Genomic DNA, 21,843 nt, shown 5'->3' with positions numbered 1-21,843 from the left:
AACTGGGATCTCAGGGGACGAGGCGGGGCGGATCGGGGGGTCCTTGATGTCCTTGGCGGAGAGCGGCCACGACGCGAAGCGGCGCGCGCGCCTGCCCGTCGGCGATGTCCTGCTGTCCGCCGTGGCAGCGGTGAGCTGGGCGTTCATCGCCATGGCCGGAGTCGCGGCGCTCGGCCTGCACTTGCTGGAGGCGGACACGGCCGCTTCGCTCGGGCCGATGACGGCCGCCGTGGTGGCGCTCGCGGCGGGTGGCCGTGTGACGCCTTCCGGAGACGTCTCGGCCTTCGGGATCGAGGGCGCGCAGGCGGACACCGCGATCGACATCGCGCCGCTCGGCGTTGGTCTGGTGGGCGCGCTCGCAATCAGCTGGTTCTTTCTACGCTCCCTGCGGGCGGCGGGAGTTGAGGTGGCGCCGCGCGAACTCCTCGCGCGCGCGGGCGCCGTGGTGGCACTGTTCGTGGCGATGATGGGCGGCCTCGCCTGGGCCGGTCACGACGTCATCACGATCGACGGCTCGCAGTTGGGGCTCGACAAGATCCCGGGCGGCGGGGACAAGCTGCCGGGGGGCATCGCGGACAAGCTGCCGGGCGGGATCGGTGACGCGCTGCCCGACCGGATCGGTGACCTGGTCGACGCGAAGGCCTCCGTCGGGTTCACCGTGGAGACGGTCCCTTCGTTGCTCGGCGGCGCGGCGTTCGTGGTGGGTGTCCTGGTGATCGCCCTGCTCGCGTCGCGGCGCACGCCGCTGCCGCGCGCGCTCGCGCCGCTGGGCCGGACGGTCCGCCCGGCCGCGTCCGCGCTCGTGGGGGTGCTGCTGATGGCAGTCGTCGCGGGCCTGGCTGCCGCGGTGTACGCGGCGATCGGCGACGACCATCCGAAGCGGATCGCGGGCGCCGCGCTGCTCGGGGCGCCCAACGGGGTGTGGCTCGGCATCCCCCTCGGCCTCTTCGTGCCCTGGGACGGCCAGGCGACGGGTGAGCTCGCGAAGCTGCTGCCGGATCCACTGGACGAGCTGCTCAGAGTGTCGTCCGACGAGCCGGTGACGCTGGGGCGGCTCGCGGAACTCGACGGCAGGGTGTGGCTGTTGGGGGTCGCGGCGGCCGTGATGATGCTGCTCGCCGGGGTGCTGACGGCCGTGCGCTCGCCGGTGACGCGGGGCGTCCTGGGGTTCGCGGGGCGGTGCGCGTTGCGACTGGGGGGCGTGACGGCGCTCGCGCTGCCGCTCCTGGTGTGGCTCACCGGGGTGTCGGCGGGGGCCTCGCTCTCGGTCCTCGGCTTCGACGCGTTCGGGGCGGGCATCGAGTTGCACGGGCAGGTCGGGATGGCGGTGCTGCTCGGGGCGGCGTGGGGGGCGGGGGCGGGAGCGCTTGGCGCGGTGCTGGCGTATGCGACCGGGCGGGTTCGACCCGCGCCGCCCCCGGGTGGCGAGGCGCCGGGGCCGTCGGGGCCGTATCAGCCCAGCCGTCCGTATCGGCCGGCGAATCCGGATACGAATCCGTATCTGCGGCCATACGATCCGTGATGCTCGTCCGTGGATCGGCCGCGGGGCTCTGCCCCGGACCCCGCGCCTCAATCGCCGGCGGGGCTTGATTGCCGCAACCGGCGGCGGGGCTTGATTTGCCGGGCCTGTGCTCAAGGGGTGGGCTTGATTGCGGTGGCCGTACACGCGCCCGATAACGTAGGGCCCATCATGAGCGCTTCGCAGCCCCAGCCCACCGCTGATGCCCCTCCCGTGGACGTTCCGGCGGACGTCCCCACTCTCCTGGTCAAGATCTTCGGCAAGGACCGGCCCGGCATCACCGCCGGGCTCTTCGACACCCTCGCCGCCTACTCCGTGGATGTCGTCGACATCGAGCAGGTCGTCACCCGCGGCCGCATCGTCCTGTGTGCCCTGGTGACCCAGCCGCCGGCCGGGCTCGAGGGGGATCTCCGGTCGACCGTCCACAGCTGGGCCGAGTCGATGAAGATGCAGGCGGAGATCATCTCCGGCATCGGCGACAACCGTCCGCGCGGCACGGGCCGCTCCCACGTCACCGTCCTCGGTCACCCGCTCACCGCCGAGTCGGCCGCGTCGATAGCGGCCGCCATCACCGGCACCGGCGGCAACATCGACCGTATCTTCCGGCTCGCGAAGTACCCCGTGACGGCGGTCGAGTTCGCGGTGTCCGGCACCCCGACGGAGGAGCTGCGCACGGCCCTCGCCACCGAGGCCGCGAAGCTGGGCGTGGACGTGGCGGTCGTCTCGGCCGGACTGCACCGGCGCGCGCAGCGGCTCGTCGTGATGGACGTCGACTCGACGCTCATCCAGGACGAGGTGATCGAGCTGTTCGCGGCGCACGCGGGCTGCGAGGACAAGGTCGCCGAGGTGACGGCGGCGGCGATGCGCGGCGAGCTCGACTTCGAGCAGTCGCTGCACGCGCGCGTGGCGCTGCTCGCGGGCCTCGACGCCTCGGTCGTGGAGAAGGTGCGCAGCGAGGTCCGGCTGACGTCGGGCGCGCGCACCCTGATCCGTACGCTCAAGCGCCTCGGTTACCAAGTGGGCGTCGTGTCCGGAGGATTCACGCAGGTCACGGATGATCTGAAGGAGCGCCTCGGGCTCGACTTCGCGCAGGCGAACACCCTGGAGATCGTCGACGGGAAGCTGACCGGCCGGGTCACGGGCGAGATCGTGGACCGCGCGGGCAAGGCGCGCCTGCTGCGGCGGTTCGCCACCGAGGCGGGGGTGCCGCTGGAGCAGACCGTGGCGATCGGCGACGGCGCGAACGACCTGGACATGCTGAACGCGGCGGGGCTCGGCGTCGCCTTCAACGCCAAGCCGGTCGTGCGCGAGGCCGCGCACACGGCGGTGAACGTACCGTTCCTCGACACGGTGCTGTATCTGCTGGGCGTCACGCGTGAAGAGGTCGAGGCCGCGGACGCGCAGGGCGCGTAGGACATCGTGGCGTGGGGCCCGGTACCGATCGTCGGTACCGGGCCCCACGTCGTACGTATGACGGACGGGCGGTGGCGGTTACTCGCTCGGCGCCCAGTAGTCGGCGAGCGTGGCGGTGCCGGGCTCCAGGCTCTTCCACGGTCCGGTGAACGTGAGCACGGAGAACGCGGCGGTCGGGAAGCCACGTCGGTTCAGCCGCTGCCGGGCGTCGCCCTCGGCGTCCGCGGCGAGGATCTCGGAGAGGGCCTGCACGCCGGGGTTGTGGCCGATCAGCACGGCATTGTGCACGTCGTCGGGGGTCTCGTTCAGCACGGCGATCAGTTCGCCGGGCGACGCTTCGTAGATCCGCTCCTCGTACACGGTCTTCGGTCGCTCCGGCATCTCCTGCACGGCGAGCTTCCAGGTCTCACGGGTGCGCGTGGCGGTCGAGCACAGGGCCAGGTCGAAGGAGATGCCTGCGTCGGCCAGCTTGCGGCCGGCGACGGGGGCATCCCTGCGGCCCCGCTCGGCGAGCGGCCGCTCATGATCGGAGACCTGCGGCCAGTCCGCCTTGGCATGCCGGAAAAGGACAATCCTGCGGGGTTCTGCGACGCTCATGTGTCCCAGCTTCGCATGAAACCCTCGGCCGGGCGCAGGGAGTTGACGGGGTCACCCGGCACGAGTGAACGGCCTGTGGGGGCTCTATCGGAGTACCAGGTCCTTCGCGCGGTCCAGGATGTGGACCAGGCTCGGGTCGCCCGCGACGGCCTGGGCGTCCGCCGGGTTGAGGATCAGCAGGAGCAGGGCCACGAAGGCCACCGCCGGAAGCACGATCGCCCACCACGGCAGCCGGACGTCGACGCGACCCGCGGCTGCCGCGTCGGGCCGGGTGTGCGTGGGGGCTGACATCGACATGGCTGCTGCCTCCGGGGCCGTGTTCCGTGGATGCGCTTCGTCCGGTGCGCCGACTCTCTCGGCGACACTTCGAAGCTACGGAACCGCGGGCCTCGGGCCCATCCGGTGATCCACCCACTTCACCCTGACACTGGCCCCCTAGGGGATGGGGGAGTTAACCCCACCCCGCCCCGAGGGACCGGCTCTACGGTGCGGCGATGGACGCGATGATGCCGACGACGACGGTGACGGCCAGCATCGCGCCGAGCACGAGGAGCAGCTTCTTCTGGCCGTTCTGGGGATTCGGCTCGAGCACAGGCGACATGCGCCAAGTGTCGCACCTGTCCGTGCCCCTCAGGACGCCGGGGCGGCCTTGGTCGTGTCGCCCGCCTCGTCCTCCACGGTGCGGTTGCGGCCCGCGAAGACGCCCACCACGATCTGCGGCACCATCAGTGCGGCCATGAACGCGATCGGGACGCCCCAGCCGCCGCTGTGCTGGTTGAGGACGCCGACGAGCAGCGGCCCGGGGATCGAGATCAGGTAGCCGGTGGACTGCGCGAAGGCGGAGAGCTTGGCGACACCCACGCCCGTGCGGGCGCGCATCCCGACCATGGTGAGCGCCAGCGGGAAGGCGCAGTTGGAGATGCCGAGCAGCAGCGCCCACGCCCAGGCGCCGGAGGCCGGGGCGAAGTACAGGCCGGCGTAACCGGCGAGGCCGCACAGGCCGAGGGCGATCACCATCGGCCCCTGGCTGGGCAGCCGGGCGGCCATCCGCGGGATGACGAAGCCGAGCGGGATGCCCATCGCCATGGTGACGGCGAGCAGCACGCCCGCGGTGGACGCGGAGACCCCCGAGTCGCGGAAGATCTGCGCCATCCACCCCATCGTGATGTACGCGGCCGTGGCCTGGAGCCCGAAGAAGACGGCGAGCGCCCAGGCGGTACGGCTGCGGGCGATGCGCAGGCCGCTTCCTTCGGAGGCCGCGGCGGACTCGGCGGCGGGTGAGGCGGCGGCCGCCAGGGTGGCCGTGTCCTTCTTGCCCACGAGCGGCAGCCAGGCCAGGGCCGCCGCGACGGCGAGCACCGCCCAGACCGCGAGCCCCGCCTGCCAGCTCCCGCCGAGCGCCGAGGTCACCGGCACCGTCGCGGCGGCCGCGGTGGAGGTGCCGAGCGCGAGGGCCATCGAGTACAGGCCGGTCATGGTGCCGACCTTGTCGGGGAACCAGCGCTTGACGATGACCGGCATCAGCACGTTGCTGACGGCGATGCCCATCAGGCCGAGCGCGCTGGCCACGAGGAAGCCGGCGGTGCCGCCGGTGAACGGGCGGATGACGAGGCCCGCGGCGATGGCGAACATGCCGGCGCAGACGACGGCGCTCGGGCCGAAGCGCTTGGCGAGCCGGGGCGCCATCACGCCGAAGATCGCGAAGCAGAGCGGCGGTACGGAGGTGAGCAGTCCGGCGACGCTGCCGCTCATCCCGAGCCCGTCGCGGACCTCTTCGAGGAGGGCGCCGAGGCTGGTGATGGCGGGCCGCAGGTTCACGGCGGCGAGCACGATGCCGACGACGACCAGCCGGACCACCCACGCGCGCGGGGCGGGCTGCTCGGTGCGCACGGGGGTCTCATGGTCGGCGCTCGGCGGTGCCATCGTCGGGGTTTCCTCACTAGCCATGAGACCCATCTTAGATTCATGGGATGATTGGTTGTCCAATCGGTTCGCTACCGTACGACCTCCGCCGCACGAAGGAATGTCATGCCGCTGACCTCGCCCCAGCGCTCGGCCCTGTCCGAGCAGGTCATCTCCGCCCTGCGCGCCCAGATCTCCTCGGGCGAGTGGCCGGTGGGCTCCCGCATCCCGACGGAGCCCGAGCTCGTGGAACAGCTGGGTGTGGCCAGGAACACGGTGCGGGAGGCGGTGCGCGCCCTCGCGCACAACGGCCTGCTGGACATCCGGCAGGGCTCGGGCACGTACGTCGTGGCGACGAGCGAGCTGGCGGGCGTCATGCAGCGGCGGTTCGCGGATGCCGCCCCGCAGGACATCGCCGAGCTGCGCGCCACGCTGGAGTCGAGTGCGGCGAAGTTCGCGGCGGAGCGGCGCACCGAGCGCGACCTGAAGCAGCTCGACGCGCTGCTCGTACGGCGTGAGGAGGCGTGGTCGTCCGGGGACACGGAGGCGTTCGTGACGGCGGACTCGACGTTCCACCTGGCCGTGGTGGCCGCGTCCCACAACGAGGTGCTGACGGCGATGTACGCGGACCTCGGCGAGGTCATGCGGGACTGGCTGCGCGAGGACGTGGGCGAGCGGCTCACCGCGGAGAACCACATGGACCACACCACGCTCGTCGACGCGATCCGGGTGGGCGACGCCGAGGCCGCCGCCAAGGAGGCCGCGCGCTATCCGTTCGACTGCCGCCCCGGGCGGCTCACCGCGCCGACTTCCGGTGACTGACCCAGGCCGTCCGCACGTTCTTCCAGCACCGGCCGTCCAGCCGCAGGGTCTCGGCCGGGAACACCGCCTTGGGGCGTGAATCGGTGTCGATGTCCCACCACTCGTCGCACTCGATGTGCAGGGCGACGCGGTCGATCGTGGGATACGGGTTGTGACAGGTCGCGCTCACGAGGTCCCGGTCGATGTCGATCCGGCAGTCCGCACCGGAACGCTCCCGCTTCTTCTCTGCCACGCGCGCGTGGTCGCCCTTTTCGGCTGTCGCCCCCTGCGCCTGCGCGCACGCGGCGACGTACGGCAGCGAGAGCAACAGGACGACGGCGGCGGTGAGACGGGGGTACAGACGCACGTAGGGACCTCCTCGCACCAGCGTGCGTGGAGGTCCCCACGGCTCGCCCGGCCGGTGGGCCGAACGAGTGAGCTATCGGCTGTCAGGCACCGATGGCGTGCAGGCCGCCGTCGACGTGCACGATCTCGCCCGTCGTCTTCGGGAACCAGTCCGAGAGCAGGGCGACGATGGCCTTGCCTGCCGGCTCCGGGTCATCCAGCTTCCACTCCAGCGGGGAGCGCGAGTCCCACACGGCGGCCAGGTCGCTGAAGCCCGGGATGGACTTGGCGGCCATGGAGCCGAGCGGGCCCGCCGAGACCAGGTTGCTGCGGACGTCGTGCTCGCCCAGGTAACGCGCCATGTAGCGGTTCGTCGCCTCGAGAGCGGCCTTGGCCGGGCCCATCCAGTCGTACTGCGGCCACGCGAACTGCGCGTCGAAGGTGAGGCCGACGACGGAGCCGCCCTCGTTCATCAGCGGCAGCAGCGCCATCGTCAGCGACTTCAGGGAGAAGGCGGAGACGTGCATGGCGGTGGACACGGACTCGAACGGCGTGTTCAGGAAGTTGCCGCCGAGCGCGTCCTGCGGCGCGAAGCCGATGGAGTGCACGATGCCGTCGAGGCGGCCACCGAGCTGCTCGCGGACCTGGCCCTCCAGGCGGGCGAGGTGCTCGTCGTTCGAGACGTCGAGCTCCAGGACCTTGACCTTGTCGGGCTGCGGCAGCTTCTTGGCGATGCGCTCGGTGAGCGTCGGCCGCGGCCAGGCGGTGAGGATGATCTCCGCACCCTGCTCCTGGGCCAGCTTCGCGGTGTGGAAGGCGATGGAGGACTCCATCAGCACACCGGTGATGAGGATCTTCTTGCCCTCGAGAATTCCAGCCATGACAGTCAGTGACCCATTCCCAGTCCGCCGTCAACCGGGATGACGGCTCCAGTGATGTACGCGGCGTCGTCGGAGGTCAGGAACTTCACCACTCCGGCGATCTCCTCGACCTGCGCGTACCGGCCGAGCGGCACCTGCGACACGATGCCCTTGCGCTGCTCGTCGGTGAGCGCCTGGGTCATGTCGGTGTCGACAAAACCGGGGGCGACGACGTTGAAGGTGATGTTGCGCGACCCGAGCTCACGAGCGAGGGAGCGCGCGAAGCCGACCAGACCCGCCTTCGAAGCGGCGTAGTTCGCCTGCCCCGCCGAACCGAGCAGGCCGACCACGGAGGAGATCAGCACGACGCGGCCCTTCTTGGCGCGCAGCATGCCGCGGTTGGCACGCTTCACGACACGGAAGGTGCCCGTGAGGTTGGTGTCGAGGACGGACGTGAAGTCCTCCTCGGACATGCGCATGAGGAGCTGGTCCTTGGTGACGCCCGCGTTGGCGACCAGGACCTCGACGTTGCCGTGCTTCTCCTCGATCTCCTTGTAGGCGGCGTCCACCTGCTGGGAGTCCGTGATGTCGCAGTGGACGCCGAGGGCGCCGGCGTCGACGAGCTCCTTGGGGGGCTCTCCGGAGCGGTAGGTGAAGGCCACCTTGTCGCCCTGCTCCAGGTAGGCGCGGGCGATGGCGAGGCCGATGCCCCGGTTTCCCCCGGTGACGAGAACCGAGCGGCTCAACGGATCACCCTTTCGTTTCGGCGGTCAGGTACGTCTTGAACCTATCCGGCCCCGGCACCGGGTGCCGAATCCGGGGGCGACAGGGCGAGGGGGTGCTGTCTGTGGGGTTCCCACAGACAGCACGTGTCGTGGTTCACTCACACGCACTGTGCCGCGACAGAAGGGGAAGCCGCCCATGGCCCACGAGATCGATCAGTCGTTCCTCGCACTGCCCCTGAGGGCACTCGCCGACGCCGCCCTCGCGCGCGCACGCGCGCTGGGAGCGGACCACGCGGACTTCCGCCTCGAGCGCGTGCGCGGCGCTTCCGTGCGACTGCGGGACGCCAGGCCCTCGGGGTCCTCCGACAGTACGGACCTGGGCTATGCGGTACGCGTGGTGCACGGCGGGACCTGGGGGTTCGCCTCCGGTGTCGATCTGACGATGGGCGGCGCCGCGAAGGTGGCCTCGCAGGCCGTGGCGATGGCGAAGCTGAGCGCGCAGGTCATCAAGGCGGCTGGCTCCGACGAGCGCGTGGAGCTGGCCGATGAGCCGGTGCACGCGGACAAGACCTGGGTCTCCTCGTACGAGGTCGATCCCTTCACCGTTCCGGAGGAGGAGCGGGCCGGGCTGCTCGCCGACTGGAGCGCGCGGCTGCTCTCGGCGGACGGGGTATCCCACGTGGACGCCTCCTTGTACTGCGTCCACGAGAACAAGTTCTACGCGGACACGGCGGGGACCGTCACGACGCAGCAGCGCGTGCGGCTGCACCCGGAGCTGACGGCGGTCGCCGTGGACGACTCCAGTGGCGAGTTCGATTCGATGCGCACGATCGCGCCGCCGGTGGGGCGCGGCTGGGAGTACCTGACCGGGACCGGCTGGGACTGGGACGCCGAGCTCGCCGAGATCCCCGAGCTGCTCGCCGAGAAGATGCGCGCGCCGAGCGTCAAGGCGGGCACGTACGACCTGGTCGTGGATCCGTCCAACCTGTGGCTGACCATCCACGAGTCGATCGGGCACGCCACCGAGCTGGACCGCGCGCTCGGCTACGAGGCGGCGTACGCGGGCACCTCCTTCGCCACCTTCGACCAGCTCGGGAAGCTCAAGTACGGCTCCGAGATCATGAACGTGACGGGTGACCGGACGGCCGAGCACGGGCTCGCGACCATCGGCTACGACGACGAGGGCGTGGCGGGACAGTCCTGGGACCTGGTGAAGGACGGGACCCTCGCCGGCTATCAACTCGACCGCCGCATCGCCAGGTTGACCGGCTTCGAGCGCTCCAACGGGTGCGCCTACGCGGACTCCCCCGGGCACGTCCCCGTGCAGCGGATGGCGAATGTGTCGCTGCAACCGGATCCGGGCGGGCTCCCGACGGACGACCTGATCGCGGGGGTCGACCGGGGGCTCTACCTCGTGGGCGACCGGTCGTGGTCCATCGACATGCAGCGCTACAACTTCCAGTTCACGGCGCAGCGGGCGTACGCGATCCGGGGCGGGAAGCTCGCCGGGCAGGTGCGGGACTTCGCGTACCAGGCGACGACGACCGACTTCTGGGGCTCCATGGCGGCGGTCGGCGGCCCGCAGACGTACGTCCTCGGCGGCGCGTTCAACTGCGGCAAGGCCCAGCCGGGCCAGGTCGCCTCCGTCTCGCACGGCTGCCCGTCGGCCCTCTTCAAGGGCGTCAACATCCTCAACACGACGCAGGAGGCGGGTCGATGAGCCCTCGTACGAACAAGCCTTACGAGATCGTCGAGCGCGCCCTCGAGCTGTCGCGGGCCGACGGCTGCGTGGTCATCGCCGACGAGACGTCCACCGCCAATCTGCGCTGGGCGGGCAACGCCCTCACCACGAACGGCGTCACGCGCGGGCGCACCCTCACCGTCGTCGCGACGGTCGACGGCAAGGAGGGCACGGCGTCCGGCGTCGTGTCCCGGTCCGCCGTGACCGCGGACGACCTGGAGCCGCTGGTCCGCGCCGCCGAGGAGGCCGCCGCCAAGGCCGGGCCCGCCGAGGACGCGCAGCCGCTGATCGGCGACGTACCGCACTCCCCCGACTTCACGGACGCGCCCGCCGAGACGTCCTCGGCCGTCTTCACCGACTTCGCGCCGGCGCTCGGCGAGGCGTTCGCACGGGCCAAGGCGGGCGGCCGGGAGCTGTACGGGTTCGCCAATCACGAGCTGACCAGCAGCTACCTCGGTACGTCGGCGGGGCTGCGGCTGCGTCACGACCAGCCCAACGGGACCCTTGAACTGAACGCCAAGTCGCACGGCCGCAAGCGCTCGGCATGGGCGGGGCGCTCGACGCGGGACTTCAAGGACGTCGACCCGGCGGCCATGGACGCGGAGCTCGCCACCCGGCTCGGGTGGGCCCAGCGGCATATCGACCTGCCTGCCGGGCGCTACGAGACGTTGCTGCCGCCGACCGCCGTGGCGGACCTGCTGATCTACCAGATGTGGTCGTCGGGGGCGCGGGACGCGACCGAGGGCCGCACCGTGTTCTCCGAGCCGGGCGGCGGTACGCGGGTGGGCGAGCGGCTCAGCGAGCTGCCGCTGACCCTGCGCAGCGACCCCCGGGAGCCGGGGCTCGAATCGGCTCCGTTCGTCCTCGCGCACTCCTCCAGCGACGCGTCGTCGGTGTTCGACAACGGGCTGCCGGTCAGCGCCACCGACTGGATCTCCCGGGGAGAGCTCAAGCACCTGACCACGACCCGGCACAGCGCCGCGCTCACCGGGCACCCGGTCGCGCCCGCCATCGACAACCTGATCCTCGACGGCGGCGGCACGAAGTCCCTCGACGAGATGGTGGCCGACACCGGGCGCGGCCTGCTGCTCACCTGCCTCTGGTACATCCGCGAGGTCGACCCGGCGACGCTGCTGCTCACCGGGCTCACCCGCGACGGCGTGTACCTCGTGGAGAACGGCGAGGTCGTGGGCGAGGTGAACAACTTCCGGTTCAACGAGTCGCCGGTCGGGCTCCTGGGCCGGGCCACGGAGGCGGGGCGGACGGAAAAGACGCTGCCGAGGGAGTGGGGCGACTGGTTCACCAGGGCCGCGATGCCCGCGCTGCGGGTGCCGGACTTCAACATGAGCTCGGTCAGCCAGGGCGTCTGAGCCGGCGCCGGACAACTCGGTACGGCGTTGTCGGTGGGCGCCCATAGACTGGCAAGGTTCCAGCAGACCTGTTCAAGGAGAACCAGAACCGTGACCGACATCGTCGACGAGCTGAAGTGGCGTGGCCTGTGGGCCCAGTCCACTGACGAGGACGCACTGCGCAAGGCGCTCGCGGACGGTCCGGTCACGTTCTATTGCGGCTTCGACCCGACCGCGGCCTCCCTGCACGTCGGACACCTGGTGCAGGTCCTCACCATGCGCCGGCTCCAGCAGGCGGGCCTGCGCCCGCTCGCCCTGGTGGGCGGGGCCACGGGACAGATCGGCGACCCCCGCCCGACGGCGGAGCGCACGCTGAACGATCCGGAGACGATCAAGCTGTGGGTCTCCCGCCTGCGCTCGCAGATCGAGCCGTTCCTCGACTTCGAGGGCGAGAACGCGGCGACGATGGTGAACAACCTGGACTGGACCGCGGGCATGTCCGCGATCGAGTTCCTGCGCGACATCGGCAAGCACTTCCGGGTCAACAAGATGCTGACCAAGGACTCCGTGGCCCGCCGCCTGGAGTCCCAGGAGGGCATCAGCTACACGGAGTTCAGCTACCAGCTGCTGCAGGGCATGGACTTCCTCGAGCTGTACCGCCGCTACGGCTGCACGCTCCAGCAGGGCGGCTCCGACCAGTGGGGCAACCTCACGGCCGGGCTCGACCTGATCCACCGCCTGGAGCCGGACGCGGTGGCGCACTGCGTGGCGACGCCGCTGATGGTGAAGGCCGACGGCACCAAGTTCGGCAAGACCGAGGGCGGCGCCGTCTGGCTCGACCCGGAGATGACGACACCGTACGCGTTCTACCAGTTCTGGCTGAACGTGGACGACCGGGACATCTCGACGTACATGCGCATCCTGTCCTTCAAGTCCCGCGAGGAGCTCGAAGAGCTGGAGAAGCAGACGGAGGAGCGGCCGCAGGCCCGTGCCGCGCAGCGTGCACTCGCCGAGGAGCTGACGACGCTGGTGCACGGCGCCGACCAGACGGCCGCCGTGATCTCCGCGTCGAAGGCGCTGTTCGGTCAGGGCGACGGGAACCTGGCGGACCTGGACGAGGCGACGCTCGCCGCGGCCCTGTCCGAGCTGCCGAGGGCCGAGGTTGCCGAACTGGGCCCGGTCGTCGACCTGTTCGCCGAGGTCGGCCTCGTCGCCAGCAAGTCGGCCGCGCGCCGCACCGTGAAGGAGGGCGGCGCGTACGTGAACAACGTCAAGGTCGCCGCCGAGGACTTCGTGCCGGGCGCGGACGAGCTGCTGCACGGGCGGTGGCTGGTGCTGCGGCGCGGCAAGAAGAACCTCGCGGCCGTGGAGGTCAAGGGCGCCTAGCGCGACATGCGAGTGCCCCGCACCCCGAGAGGGGTGCGGGGCACTCGCGCGTCTACGCCCTGCTCTTGTTGCCGCGCAGCGCCACCCACAAGCGGTCGCCCACGCCGACCACGACCACCGCTCCGATCAGCTGCAGCAGATGGCGGATCCAGTCGATGCCCCGAGTGTCGTTGACGCCCATCCCTGTGGCCGCCCAGTTGCCCAGGACGCTGCCGATGATGCCGAAGACCACCGTCAGCCACAGCGGGATCTGCTGTTTGCCGGGCAGGATCGCCTTTGCGATCAGACCCAGCACCAGGCCCACGATGATCGCCCACAACCAGCTCATGTCGTCGCCTCCTCGCGCGGTGCGGGATGCCGAACGGCCACCCACGCGATCAGTGTCACCGCGTACGCCATACGGCGCATGTCGGACAGCTCCGTACGTGGTACTGCGCAGGCCACGCGCCCAGGACGGGCCCGCCCCCGGTCTCGTAGCCGACGCATACCGGGCGTACCGTGGACGCAGTCCGGTCCGGGGAGAGTCCGGCCAGCTGGCGGGTGGTGGAGTGTGATGCGGAAGCGCAAGGACAACGGTGGGGCCGAGGTTTTCCGGATCACGGGCGCCAGGCAGGGGCTCGCCGACGATGTCCGCGGCCGACAGCGCCGGTACATCATCTCGATGACCGTCCGCACCATTTCCGTCATCCTCACCGCAGTGCTGTGGAACGTGGAGCGGCACGTCGCCATCGTGACGCTGGTGCTCGGCGTACTCCTCCCCTACGTCGCCGTGGTCTTCGCCAACGCGGGCCGGGAGAACGCGCCCTCGCTCCCGTCGACCTTCGTGCCCGCGCCCTCGCGCCCCATGATCTCGCCGGTGCCGGCCGCCGACGCCGCGGAATCCGCGCCGGAGGACCGGGCCTGAGCGAGGGTCGCGCCGGGCGCACAACCGGTCGACAAAGCTCAAGAAAAGCTCAGATCAATCATGTTGTTCCGGTGCCGGGCGGCGGGTCCGCCGTGACATACTGCGTGAGCGCTCCGCATCCCCCGTCGGAGCGACGGACCGACGCCGGGCAGCTCCCCCCGTGGCTGCTCGGCGTCGCCATTTCCGGGGTCTTTCAAGGGCCTTTTCGGGGCGCCTTCCAGGGCGTTTAAGGTTGACGCGTGAACCTCGCGAACCTCTCAGGACCGTCGCCCGAAACTCCCCAGTGCTCGGCCAAGGGCTGTCGCGCCGACGCGGTGTGGGTGCTCGCGTGGAACAACCCGAAGCTGCACACGCCGGAGCGCCGCAAGACGTGGCTTGCGTGCGAGGAGCACCGCGAACACCTGGCCAAGTTCCTCGGCGTACGCGGCTTCCTGAAGGACGTCGTGACGCTGGCGGAGTGGGAGGACGCCCCCGGGACCGAGAACGGGACCGGGGCCGAAGGCTGAGGCCTCAGCCGCCGATCGCCGACATCGGGCGGTCCGGCTGCAGGAACGTCGGGTCGTCGAGACCCGAGCCCGCCTTCTTGCCCCACATCGCGGTCTTCCAGATGCCGGCCAGCTCCTCGTCCGGCATGTCGGAGCGCAGGGCCGCCCGCAGGTCCGTCTCCTCCGTGGCGAACAGGCACGTGCGGACCTGGCCGTCCGCCGTGAGCCGCGTGCGGTCGCAGGCCGAGCAGAACGGGCGGGTCACCGAGGCGATGACGCCGACGCGGTGCGGTCCGCCGTCCACGATCCAGCGCTCGGCCGGCGCGGAGCCCCGCTCACCGGCACCTTCCTCGGTGAGCTCGAAGCGCGTACGCAGCGAGGTGAGGATGTCGCCCGCGGTGATCATGCCCTCGCGCTTCCAGCCGTGCTGGGCGTCGAGCGGCATCTGCTCGATGAAGCGCAGCTCGTAGTCGTGCTCGACGGCCCAGGCGAGGAGGTCGGGGGCCTCGTCCTCGTTCAACCCCGGCATCAGGACGGAGTTGACCTTCACCGGGGTGAGGCCCGCGTCGCGCGCCGCTTCGAGGCCCTCGATGACGTCCTTGTGCCGGTTGCGCCGGGTCAGGGTCTTGAAGACGTCGGGGCGGAGCGTGTCCAGCGAGACATTGACCCGGTCGAGGCCCGCCTCCTTGAGCGCCTGCGCCGTGCGCTTCAGCCCGATCCCGTTCGTCGTCAGGGACATCTTCGGGCGGTGCTCCAGGGCCGCGACCCGCTCGACGATGCCGACGAGGCCGGGCCTGAGCAGGGGCTCGCCGCCGGTGAAGCGGACGTCGGTGATGCCGAGGTCGGTGACCGCGATGCGGATGAGGCGGACGATCTCGTCATCGGTCAGCAGGTCGGGCTTGGACAGCCACTGCAGGCCCTCCTCGGGCATGCAGTACGTGCACCGCAGATTGCACCGGTCGGTCAGCGAGACCCGCAGGTCGGTTGCCACTCGGCCGTATGTGTCGATGAGCACGTGGGCCCCCTCCCTCGGCGTGTACTTACCTACTGATCCCGAGCCTACGTGACAGGTATGACAGCGGCAGGCCTGCGAACAGACGAGTGTGCCGGGCTCCGCGTCGTAGGGATCTACGATGCGGGGCCCGGCACACTCGCGACGCGGCAGGTCAGTGCGCTCCGGTGCCCGTCAGGGAGCGGACCTCGAGCTCGGCGTACTTGCCCTTGTCGGCCTTCTCCTTGGCGACGTAGGTGCCGATGATGCCCAGCAGGAAGCCGACCGGGATCGAGATGATGCCGGGGTTCTCCAGCGGGAACCAGTGGAAGTCGATGCCCTTGAACATGGAGGTCTTCGGGTTGCCCGAGACGACGGGCGAGAAGAGGACCAGGAAGACCGCCGTGAACAGGCCGCCGTAGATCGACCACAGCGCGCCGTTGGTGTTGAACCGCTTCCAGAAGAGCGAGTACAGGATCGTCGGCAGGTTCGCGGAGGCGGCGACCGCGAAGGCCAGGGCGACGAGGCCCGCCACGTTCAGGTCGCGGGCGAGCGCGCCCAGGGCGATCGAGACGATGCCGATGAAGACGGTGGCCCAGCGGGCCGCCTTCATCTCCTCCTTCTCGGTCGCCTTCCCCTTCTTGATGACGTTCGCGTAGATGTCGTGCGCGAACGAGGAGGACGAGGCGAGGGTCAGGCCCGCGACGACCGCGAGGATCGTGGCGAAGGCGACCGCCGAGATCGAGGCGAGCAGGATCGCGCCCCAGCTGGAGTCGACGCCGCCCAGATGGAGCGCGAGCAGTGGCGCCGCCGTGTTGCCCGCCGGGTTGGAGGCGATGATCTCCTCCGGCTTGATGAGCGCGGCCGCGCCGAAGCCGAGCGCGATCGTCATCAGGTAGAAGGCGCCGATGATGCCGATGGCCCAGTTGACCGACTTACGGGCCGCCTTGGCGGTCGGCACCGTGTAGAAGCGGATCAGGATGTGCGGCAGGCCCGCCGTGCCGAGCACGAGCGCGATGCCCAGCGAGATGAAGTCGATCTTCGATGTGGAGGTGAGGCCGTACTTGAGGCCGGGCTCCAGGAACGCCGATCCCTTGCCGCTGGTCTCGGAGGCCGTGCCGAGCAGGTCCGAGACGTTGAAGTCGAACTTCAGGAGCACCAGGAAGGTGAGCAGCAGCGTGCCCGCGATCAGGAGCACCGCCTTGACCATCTGCACCCAGGTGGTGCCCTTCATGCCGCCGATGGTGACGTACACGATCATCAGGACGCCGACGAGCGCGACGATGCCGATCTTGCCCGCGTCCGAGGTGATGCCGAGCAGCAGCGAGACGAGGACGCCCGCGCCCGCCATCTGCGCGAGCAGGTAGAAGATCGAGACGACGATCGTCGAGGTGCCGGCCGCCGTGCGGACCGGGCGCTGGCGCATCCGGTAGGCGAGCACGTCGCCCATCGTGTAGCGGCCGGAGTTGCGCAGCGGCTCGGCGACCAGGAGGAGCGCGACGAGCCAGGCGACCAGGAAGCCGATCGAGTAGAGGAAGCCGTCGTAGCCGAAGAGGGCGATGGCGCCCGCGATGCCGAGGAACGACGCCGCGGACATGTAGTCGCCGGAGACCGCGAGTCCGTTCTGGAAAGCGGTGAACTGGCGGCCGCCCGCGTAGAAGTCGGACGCGCTCTTGGTCTGGCGGCCGGCCCAGACGGTGATGACGAGCGTCGCGAGGACGAACACGGCGAACAGGCTGATGATCAGCGGCCGGTGCTCGCTCGCCTCACCGGCGGCGAGTACGTGCAGTGCGGGGCTCATGCGCCGCCCTCCAGACGGGACTTGATGGCCTCGGCCTTGGGGTCGAGCTTCGCGGCGGAGTACCGCGAGTACCACCAGGCGATGAGGAACGTGGTGAGGAACTGGGCGAGCCCGAGGACGAGGGCGACGTTGATGTTGCCGAACAGCTTGGTGCCCATGAAGTCGCCCGCGTAGTTCGACAGCAGCACGTACACGAGGTACCAGGCGATGAAGGCGAAGGTCAGCGGGAAGGCGAACGAGCGGTGCGCGCGGCGCAGTTCACCGAACTCCGCGCCCTCCTGCACCTCGATGAACTTCTCGGTGGAGGGCAGCGCGGGCCCGTCGTGCGGGCTGCCCTGCTGCGGTGGTGGTGCGTCGGTGGACACGGACTCTCCTCGCGGTGGGGTGCTGTCTCTCTGAACTCGACGTGATCTGGATCACGCGGGCCGGGTCGCGATGGTAGAGCTCCCCGACCCCCTGCACAACGGCACGGGAGCCCGGTCGACGCGGTTCAACTCACCTTGTTTCTTTCGGAACTCGTTGATGACCTGCGGCGACCAGGGATACGTTCACACCGCACCACGCGTCATGTACCTGCCCGGAACCCACTCGTGTACCGGGCATTTCCATAAACGACGGATGATGTGGAGACCCCATGGCTCATCTGCCTTCCAGACGCCCGACCGCCGGACGCCCGGCGTCCCGGCGCCGCCTGGCCCTCGCCCTGCCGGTCGGTATCGCGCTGACGGCCTCCTTCGGCTTCCTGCCGTCCGCGGCGGCGGCCCCCGTCGCCGACTCGCCCTCGGTGACGGCCAGTTCGGCCTCCTCACTCGCATACGTGGTGAACACGCGCGGCACCGATGCCCGCACGATCTCCTCGGTGACCAAGGCGATATCCGCGGCGGACGGCTCCATAGTCGAGACGTACGCGAAGATCGGCGTCTTCGTCGTGCAGTCCTCGAACCCCGACTTCGGCAAGCGGATACGCGCGGCCAAGGGGGTGGCCACGGCGGGCGCGACCCGCACCGCACCGCTCAGCGCCGCCGGCACCACCGAAGAGGGCGCCGTCCAGAAGCTGTCGAAGGCGGACGCCAAGTCCGTTGCCGCGCAGGCCACTTCCGCCCAGGAGCCGCTCGAGGCCGACCAGTGGGACCTGCGGGCGATGGGCGCCGACAAGGCCGCGAAGATCAACCCGGGCAGCAAGAAGGTCACCGTCGGCGTCATCGACACCGGCGTGGACGACACCCACCCCGACCTCGCCCCGAACTTCTCCGCGTCGCAGTCCGCGAACTGTGTCGGCGGCAAGGCGGACACCTCGCCGGGCGCCTGGCGGCCCGCGAACCCGGACCACTACCACGGCACGCACGTCGCCGGTGAGATCGCCGCCGCGCGCAACGGGATCGGGGTCGCCGGTGTCGCGCCGGGCGTGAAGGTCGCGGGCATCAAGGTGGCGGACCCGGTCAGCGAGCTGTTCTACCCGGAGAGCGTGGTCTGCGCCTTCGTGTTCGCCGCCGACCACGGCATCGAGGTCACCAACAACAGCTATTACGTGGACCCTTGGCTCTACAACTGCATGGACGACCCGGACCAGCGGGCCATCGTCGACGCGGTGAACCGGGCCCAGCTGTACGCCCAGAAGAAGGGCACCCTGAACCTGGCGTCGGCGGGCAACTCCAACCACGACCTCGACTCCGACGCGATCGTGGACGACTCCAGCCCCGACGACTCGACGCCGGTGAACCGCACGATCGACCCGCACACCTGCTTCGACATCCCGACCCAGCTGCCGGGTGTCGTCACGGTGAGCGCGACGGGCGTGAACAAGGCCAAGTCGTACTACTCGACGTACGGGAACGGTGTCATCGACATCGCGGCGCCGGGCGGCGACAAGTACCAGATCCCGGCCGACACCCCGTCGAAGAACGGCCGCATCCTGTCCACGCTGCCGGGCAACCAGTACGGCTGGCTGCAGGGCACGTCGATGGCCTCGCCGCACGCCGCGGGCGTCGCCGCGCTCCTCAAGTCGACGCATCCGAAGGCCACTCCGGCGCAGCTCCAGTCCCTGATGAAGGCGCAGGCCGACAAGGAGGCGTGCCCGACCGCGTACGACGGTGACGGCGACGGCACCGTCGACGCGGTCTGCGAGGGCCCCGAGCGGCGCAACGGCTTCTACGGGTACGGGATCGTCGACGCGCTGAAGGCCGTCAAGTGACGTAATCCGTAAGGAACATGCGAGGCGGGCAGGGGGCGGGTGGCGCACGCCACCCGCCCCCTGTGTGTGCCGCCCGTGTGCCGGGGCCAGGTGCTGCGCGATAGTGCGGACATGACACATGCGCCCCATGTACCGGTCGACACCCGGGCCGCGTGGGCGGCGCTCGGCGGCGACCCCGCCCTGCTCGCCCGCATTTCGTACCGCACGCGCGCGGGTGCGCTGCCCGCCCGCCTCCCCGCCGTCGACCTGGCGAGATCCGTCGTCGCCTGCTGCTCACTGGCCGCCGCCGAACTGGCCGCCACGCGCGCGAGGCACTCCCTCGGCGCCATCCGGGTGCGGGTCGACGACGGCGCGGTGGCCACGGCGTTCACCAGCGAGCGGCATCTGCTGATCGACGGTCGCGCGCCGGTCAACTTCGCGCCACTGTCGCGCTTCTGGCGCATGCGGGACGGCTGGCTGCGCACGCACGCGAACTATCCGCACCACCGGGCGCGGCTGTGCGCGGCCCTCGGGGTCGGCACGGACGCGACCGTGGACGAGGTGGCGCCGCTGCTCGCCGAGCGCTCCGCGCTCGAGGTCGAGGAGACGGTCCACGCGGCCGGGGGCCTGGCCGTCGCGCTGCGCACGCCCGAGGAGTGGGCGGCGCATCCGCAGGGCGCTCAGGTGGCGGCCCGGCCGCTCCTGACGCTCGACCGGGTCGGCACGGCGCCGGACCGGACGCTGTCGCGCGGGGTGCTCTCGCCCGCGGCCGGGATCCGGGTACTCGACCTCACCCGCGTCATCGCGGGCCCTGTCGCCACGCGCACCCTGGCGCTGCTCGGCGCGGACGTGCTGCGGGTGGACGCGCCGCAGCTGCCCGAGGCGGCGGACGCGCACGCCGACACCGGCTTCGGCAAGCGCTCGACCCGGCTCGACCTGACGGACGGGGCGGACCGGCGCACGTTCGACGAGCTGCTCGCGGGCGCGGACGTCGTGGTCACGGGGTACCGGCCCGGCGCGCTCGACCGGTTCGGGCTCGCTCCGGAGGCGCTCGCCGAGCGGCGGCCGGGGCTCGTGGTGGCGTCCCTGTCGGCCTGGGGCGGGTACGGGCCGTGGAGCGGGCGGCGCGGCTTCGACAGCCTCGTCCAGGTGGCGGCGGGCATCGCGGCGACGGAGGGCTCCCCCGGGCGCCCCGGGGCGCTGCCCGCGCAGGCGCTCGATCACGGTACGGGCTATCTGCTCGCGGCGGCGGTGCTGCGCGCGCTCACCGAGCAGACGGCGCAGGGCGGTTCGCGGGTCGTGCGGCTGGCGCTCGCGCAGACGGCGGCCTGGCTCGTGCAGGGGGCGCGCCCGAGCGGGTACGGCGAGCGCGCGGAGCCGTACGAGGCGGACGATCCGGCCACCTGGCTGACCGAGGCGGACAGCCCGGTCGGACGCCTGCGGCACGCCCTGCCGCCCCTGTCGTTCGACGGTGGACCGGCCAACTGGGCGCGCCCTCCCGGGTGCTGGGGCACGGACGAGGCCGGGTGGCTGCCGGCGGGGTGAACCGCGGGGGCGCGAAATCGCGTCCTACGTAGCGGGGTGAACCGCCGGGCCGCCAAATCGTGTCCTACGTAGCGGGGTGAACCGCCGGGCCGCGAAATCGCGTCCTACGTAGACGTGAACCGACGCAGCGCAGCCCCGGACCCGGCCGCGACCCCGGCCGCACAGGGTGGGCCGGATTCGTATGCCCCACTTGTAGGTCTGCGCTTGCCGGGATCCGTGCCGCCTGGTGAAGATCCAGTGGTGAGTTCCATACCGCCGCCCACCGAGGCGCCCGTTTCCGTCGGGGCCGACGTCTCCCTGCGCAGACCCGGCGCGGGGCGCGCCGTCGCCGTGCTCGTACTCGTGGCCGTGGCCGCACTGATCCCGCTGTTCGGACCGCGTGCCGCGCTCGACGGCACCGGTGAGGCATCGGCGCCCGGCGTCGGCGTGATCGCGCTCCTGCGCACGGTCCTGTTCGCGGCGTTGTGCGTCCAGATGGGCGAGGTGTTCGCCGGGTTCCTCGCGCGCAGGGTGGCCCCGGACCGGGAGCCGCCCCGCACCTGGTCGGCGTACGCGCCGTGGGCGGGGTTCGCGGCAGCGCTCGGGCTCGCCTCCGTGGTGGCCTCCGGGAACCTGATCCCGCACAGCGTCGCGGCGCTGGACATCGGCGGCCTGGGCGGCACACGTGACGGCACGCTCGCGCTCGTGGAGGTCAACGGCTTTCTGCTCGCGGGCCTGTGCGCCCGCCGGCGGCGTCCCACGACGGCGCTCCTCCCGCTGGCCGCCGTGGCGGTCGCGGAGGCGCTGCGGGCGCACCCCGCGGCCGAGGACAGCGCGCTGGTCGGCTCGGGTCTCACCCTGGTCCATCTGATCTGCGCCGCCCTGTGGGTGGGCGGACTGCTGTACGTACTGCGCACGACGCACGCCTGGCGCACCACCGCCCCCGAGGCGGGCACGGCGCTGCTCGGCCTCTACGCGCGCGTGGCCGCGGTACTGCTCACGGCCATCACCGCGACGGGCGTGTGCAGCACGCTGCGCCGGATGCCGCCGAGCACGGTCCTCGACCAGCTGACGACGACGGCCTACGGGCGCGTGCTGCTCGCGAAGGTGCTCCTCGTCGCCGTCGTCGCGGGCCTCGCCCTGGCGGCGCGGCTGCGCCTGCGCCGCGCCCCCGACCGGACGAACGCCTACGCGCCCGCGCGTGCGGAAGTCGTGATCCTGGCGGTCGTGGTGGCGGTGTCGGCGGCGCTGACGGCGCTGCCGGTGCCGATCCGCTGGTGACATGACCTTTCCGCAGATGTGGCCTTCTTACCGACGTGGCCTTTCTACA

General features: G+C 71.1%; 22 protein-coding genes. 11 read left to right on the top strand and 11 right to left on the bottom strand.

What is annotated here, in order from left to right; all coding sequences use genetic code 11:
- The first annotated feature begins 46 nt into the window (after nucleotides 1–46).
- Together ACOKM3_RS31420 and serB are read left to right on the top strand one after the other, a co-directional pair.
- Nucleotides 47–1,522: a streptophobe family protein gene (locus tag ACOKM3_RS31420; protein WP_426904472.1), complete on the top strand. Its 1,476-nt coding sequence runs from the start codon at nucleotides 47–49 to the stop codon at nucleotides 1,520–1,522.
- Between the two features lie 168 nt (nucleotides 1,523–1,690).
- Complete coding sequence (gene serB / locus ACOKM3_RS31415; protein ID WP_426904470.1) at nucleotides 1,691–2,932, top strand: phosphoserine phosphatase SerB; 1,242 nt, start codon at nucleotides 1,691–1,693, stop codon at nucleotides 2,930–2,932.
- 78 nt (nucleotides 2,933–3,010) lie between these two features.
- Here the strand turns inward: serB and ACOKM3_RS31410 are convergent, their stop codons facing one another.
- The 4 genes from ACOKM3_RS31410 to ACOKM3_RS31395 all read right to left on the bottom strand — a co-directional run bounded on the left by ACOKM3_RS31410 (nucleotide 3,011) and on the right by ACOKM3_RS31395 (nucleotide 5,476).
- Nucleotides 3,011–3,529 carry a SixA phosphatase family protein gene (locus tag ACOKM3_RS31410; protein ID WP_403849012.1) on the bottom strand — a complete coding sequence of 173 codons (519 nt, stop codon included), beginning with the start codon at nucleotides 3,527–3,529 and terminating at the stop codon, nucleotides 3,011–3,013.
- A gap of 84 nt (nucleotides 3,530–3,613) precedes the next feature.
- Nucleotides 3,614–3,820, bottom strand: a complete 207-nt coding sequence (locus ACOKM3_RS31405) for a hypothetical protein (protein ID WP_426906946.1) — start codon at nucleotides 3,818–3,820, stop codon at nucleotides 3,614–3,616.
- Between the two features lie 190 nt (nucleotides 3,821–4,010).
- Entirely contained in the window at nucleotides 4,011–4,121 is a 111-nt protein-coding gene (locus ACOKM3_RS31400; protein WP_266725572.1) for an SGM_5486 family transporter-associated protein, read from the bottom strand.
- A gap of 38 nt (nucleotides 4,122–4,159) precedes the next feature.
- Nucleotides 4,160–5,476 carry a CynX/NimT family MFS transporter gene (locus ACOKM3_RS31395; protein WP_426904468.1) on the bottom strand — a complete coding sequence of 439 codons (1,317 nt, stop codon included), beginning with the start codon at nucleotides 5,474–5,476 and terminating at the stop codon, nucleotides 4,160–4,162.
- A gap of 81 nt (nucleotides 5,477–5,557) precedes the next feature.
- Here ACOKM3_RS31395 and ACOKM3_RS31390 point away from each other — a divergent pair, with 81 nt between their 5' ends.
- The gene (locus tag ACOKM3_RS31390; protein ID WP_426904466.1) at nucleotides 5,558–6,253 is read left to right on the top strand and encodes a FadR/GntR family transcriptional regulator; all 696 of its coding nucleotides are present in this window, start codon (nucleotides 5,558–5,560) and stop codon (nucleotides 6,251–6,253) included.
- Here the strand turns inward: ACOKM3_RS31390 and ACOKM3_RS31385 are convergent.
- The 3 genes from ACOKM3_RS31385 to fabG all read right to left on the bottom strand — a co-directional run bounded on the left by ACOKM3_RS31385 (nucleotide 6,228) and on the right by fabG (nucleotide 8,183).
- Nucleotides 6,228–6,599: a hypothetical protein gene (locus tag ACOKM3_RS31385; RefSeq protein WP_426904464.1), complete on the bottom strand. Its 372-nt coding sequence runs from the start codon at nucleotides 6,597–6,599 to the stop codon at nucleotides 6,228–6,230. The two genes, ACOKM3_RS31390 and ACOKM3_RS31385, sit on opposite strands and share 26 nt — an antisense overlap.
- Before the next feature lie 82 nt (nucleotides 6,600–6,681).
- Complete coding sequence (gene fabI, locus ACOKM3_RS31380; RefSeq protein WP_426904462.1) at nucleotides 6,682–7,458, bottom strand: enoyl-ACP reductase FabI; 777 nt, start codon at nucleotides 7,456–7,458, stop codon at nucleotides 6,682–6,684.
- Nucleotides 7,459–7,463: 5 nt separating this feature from the next.
- On the bottom strand, nucleotides 7,464–8,183 hold the full coding sequence (gene fabG / locus ACOKM3_RS31375; protein WP_426904460.1) for a 3-oxoacyl-[acyl-carrier-protein] reductase: 720 nt from the start codon (nucleotides 8,181–8,183) through the stop codon (nucleotides 7,464–7,466).
- 175 nt (nucleotides 8,184–8,358) lie between these two features.
- Between fabG and ACOKM3_RS31370 the strand changes: the two genes are divergently transcribed.
- The 3 genes from ACOKM3_RS31370 (at nucleotide 8,359) to tyrS (ending at nucleotide 12,638) form a co-directional block, all read left to right on the top strand.
- Nucleotides 8,359–9,882 carry a TldD/PmbA family protein gene (locus tag ACOKM3_RS31370; protein WP_426904458.1) on the top strand — a complete coding sequence of 508 codons (1,524 nt, stop codon included), beginning with the start codon at nucleotides 8,359–8,361 and terminating at the stop codon, nucleotides 9,880–9,882.
- Nucleotides 9,879–11,273: a metallopeptidase TldD-related protein gene (locus ACOKM3_RS31365; RefSeq protein WP_426904456.1), complete on the top strand. Its 1,395-nt coding sequence runs from the start codon at nucleotides 9,879–9,881 to the stop codon at nucleotides 11,271–11,273. The genes ACOKM3_RS31370 and ACOKM3_RS31365 overlap by 4 nt, the downstream gene beginning before the upstream one ends.
- A gap of 90 nt (nucleotides 11,274–11,363) precedes the next feature.
- Nucleotides 11,364–12,638 (top strand): tyrosine--tRNA ligase, encoded by a 1,275-nt coding sequence (gene tyrS / locus ACOKM3_RS31360; protein WP_426904454.1) that lies wholly within the window; start codon nucleotides 11,364–11,366, stop codon nucleotides 12,636–12,638.
- Between the two features lie 52 nt (nucleotides 12,639–12,690).
- Here tyrS and ACOKM3_RS31355 read toward each other — a convergent pair whose 3' ends face one another.
- Nucleotides 12,691–12,966: a GlsB/YeaQ/YmgE family stress response membrane protein gene (locus ACOKM3_RS31355; protein WP_426904452.1), complete on the bottom strand. Its 276-nt coding sequence runs from the start codon at nucleotides 12,964–12,966 to the stop codon at nucleotides 12,691–12,693.
- Nucleotides 12,967–13,191: 225 nt separating this feature from the next.
- On the opposite strand from ACOKM3_RS31355, the gene ACOKM3_RS31350 reads away from it, so the two are divergent.
- The gene (locus ACOKM3_RS31350) at nucleotides 13,192–13,542 is read left to right on the top strand and encodes a DUF3099 domain-containing protein (protein ID WP_426904450.1); all 351 of its coding nucleotides are present in this window, start codon (nucleotides 13,192–13,194) and stop codon (nucleotides 13,540–13,542) included.
- A gap of 239 nt (nucleotides 13,543–13,781) precedes the next feature.
- Nucleotides 13,782–14,048 carry a hypothetical protein gene (locus ACOKM3_RS31345; protein ID WP_426904448.1) on the top strand — a complete coding sequence of 89 codons (267 nt, stop codon included), beginning with the start codon at nucleotides 13,782–13,784 and terminating at the stop codon, nucleotides 14,046–14,048.
- A gap of 4 nt (nucleotides 14,049–14,052) precedes the next feature.
- Here ACOKM3_RS31345 and moaA read toward each other — a convergent pair whose 3' ends face one another.
- The 3 genes from moaA to ACOKM3_RS31330 all read right to left on the bottom strand — a co-directional run bounded on the left by moaA (nucleotide 14,053) and on the right by ACOKM3_RS31330 (nucleotide 17,184).
- Nucleotides 14,053–15,042 carry a GTP 3',8-cyclase MoaA gene (gene moaA, locus ACOKM3_RS31340; protein WP_426904446.1) on the bottom strand — a complete coding sequence of 330 codons (990 nt, stop codon included), beginning with the start codon at nucleotides 15,040–15,042 and terminating at the stop codon, nucleotides 14,053–14,055.
- Nucleotides 15,043–15,193: 151 nt separating this feature from the next.
- The gene (locus ACOKM3_RS31335; RefSeq protein ID WP_426904444.1) at nucleotides 15,194–16,819 is read right to left on the bottom strand and encodes a solute symporter family protein; all 1,626 of its coding nucleotides are present in this window, start codon (nucleotides 16,817–16,819) and stop codon (nucleotides 15,194–15,196) included.
- A complete protein-coding gene (locus tag ACOKM3_RS31330) occupies nucleotides 16,816–17,184 on the bottom strand; it encodes a DUF485 domain-containing protein (protein WP_426904442.1) in 369 nt (122 codons plus the stop codon). Before ACOKM3_RS31330 ends, ACOKM3_RS31335 begins: the two co-directional genes overlap by 4 nt.
- A 269-nt stretch (nucleotides 17,185–17,453) precedes the next feature.
- Between ACOKM3_RS31330 and ACOKM3_RS31325 the strand changes: the two genes are divergently transcribed.
- The 3 genes from ACOKM3_RS31325 (at nucleotide 17,454) to ACOKM3_RS31315 (ending at nucleotide 21,794) form a co-directional block, all read left to right on the top strand.
- Entirely contained in the window at nucleotides 17,454–19,010 is a 1,557-nt protein-coding gene (locus tag ACOKM3_RS31325) for a S8 family serine peptidase (RefSeq protein ID WP_426904440.1), read from the top strand.
- A 111-nt stretch (nucleotides 19,011–19,121) separates the two neighbouring features.
- Complete coding sequence (locus tag ACOKM3_RS31320) at nucleotides 19,122–20,534, top strand: CoA transferase (protein ID WP_426904438.1); 1,413 nt, start codon at nucleotides 19,122–19,124, stop codon at nucleotides 20,532–20,534.
- A 240-nt stretch (nucleotides 20,535–20,774) separates the two neighbouring features.
- A complete protein-coding gene (locus ACOKM3_RS31315; protein ID WP_426904436.1) occupies nucleotides 20,775–21,794 on the top strand; it encodes a CopD family protein in 1,020 nt (339 codons plus the stop codon).
- Nucleotides 21,795–21,843 lie beyond the last annotated feature (49 nt).

Source organism: Streptomyces nidicola (assembly GCF_050106155.1).
GTDB lineage: Bacteria > Actinomycetota > Actinomycetes > Streptomycetales > Streptomycetaceae > Streptomyces.
Note: the sequence above shows the minus strand (reverse complement) of the source record. Positions and strands in the feature narration are given on the sequence as shown.

Excerpts from the sequence above, each read along its gene's own strand:
- ACOKM3_RS31335 (WP_426904444.1), bottom strand. The coding sequence starts at position 16,819 with ATGAGCCCCGCACTGCACGTACTCGCCGCCGGTGAGGCGAGCGAGCAC.
- ACOKM3_RS31325 (WP_426904440.1), top strand. The coding sequence starts at position 17,454 with ATGGCTCATCTGCCTTCCAGACGCCCGACCGCCGGACGCCCGGCGTCC.
- ACOKM3_RS31350 (WP_426904450.1), top strand. The coding sequence starts at position 13,192 with ATGCGGAAGCGCAAGGACAACGGTGGGGCCGAGGTTTTCCGGATCACG.
- fabI (WP_426904462.1), bottom strand. The coding sequence starts at position 7,458 with ATGGCTGGAATTCTCGAGGGCAAGAAGATCCTCATCACCGGTGTGCTG.
- ACOKM3_RS31390 (WP_426904466.1), top strand. The coding sequence starts at position 5,558 with ATGCCGCTGACCTCGCCCCAGCGCTCGGCCCTGTCCGAGCAGGTCATC.
- ACOKM3_RS31405 (WP_426906946.1), bottom strand. The coding sequence starts at position 3,820 with ATGTCAGCCCCCACGCACACCCGGCCCGACGCGGCAGCCGCGGGTCGC.
- ACOKM3_RS31320 (WP_426904438.1), top strand. The coding sequence starts at position 19,122 with ATGACACATGCGCCCCATGTACCGGTCGACACCCGGGCCGCGTGGGCG.
- ACOKM3_RS31355 (WP_426904452.1), bottom strand. The coding sequence starts at position 12,966 with ATGAGCTGGTTGTGGGCGATCATCGTGGGCCTGGTGCTGGGTCTGATC.
- ACOKM3_RS31370 (WP_426904458.1), top strand. The coding sequence starts at position 8,359 with ATGGCCCACGAGATCGATCAGTCGTTCCTCGCACTGCCCCTGAGGGCA.
- serB (WP_426904470.1), top strand. The coding sequence starts at position 1,691 with ATGAGCGCTTCGCAGCCCCAGCCCACCGCTGATGCCCCTCCCGTGGAC.
- ACOKM3_RS31420 (WP_426904472.1), top strand. The coding sequence starts at position 47 with ATGTCCTTGGCGGAGAGCGGCCACGACGCGAAGCGGCGCGCGCGCCTG.
- ACOKM3_RS31410 (WP_403849012.1), bottom strand. The coding sequence starts at position 3,529 with ATGAGCGTCGCAGAACCCCGCAGGATTGTCCTTTTCCGGCATGCCAAG.
- ACOKM3_RS31395 (WP_426904468.1), bottom strand. The coding sequence starts at position 5,476 with ATGGCTAGTGAGGAAACCCCGACGATGGCACCGCCGAGCGCCGACCAT.
- ACOKM3_RS31365 (WP_426904456.1), top strand. The coding sequence starts at position 9,879 with ATGAGCCCTCGTACGAACAAGCCTTACGAGATCGTCGAGCGCGCCCTC.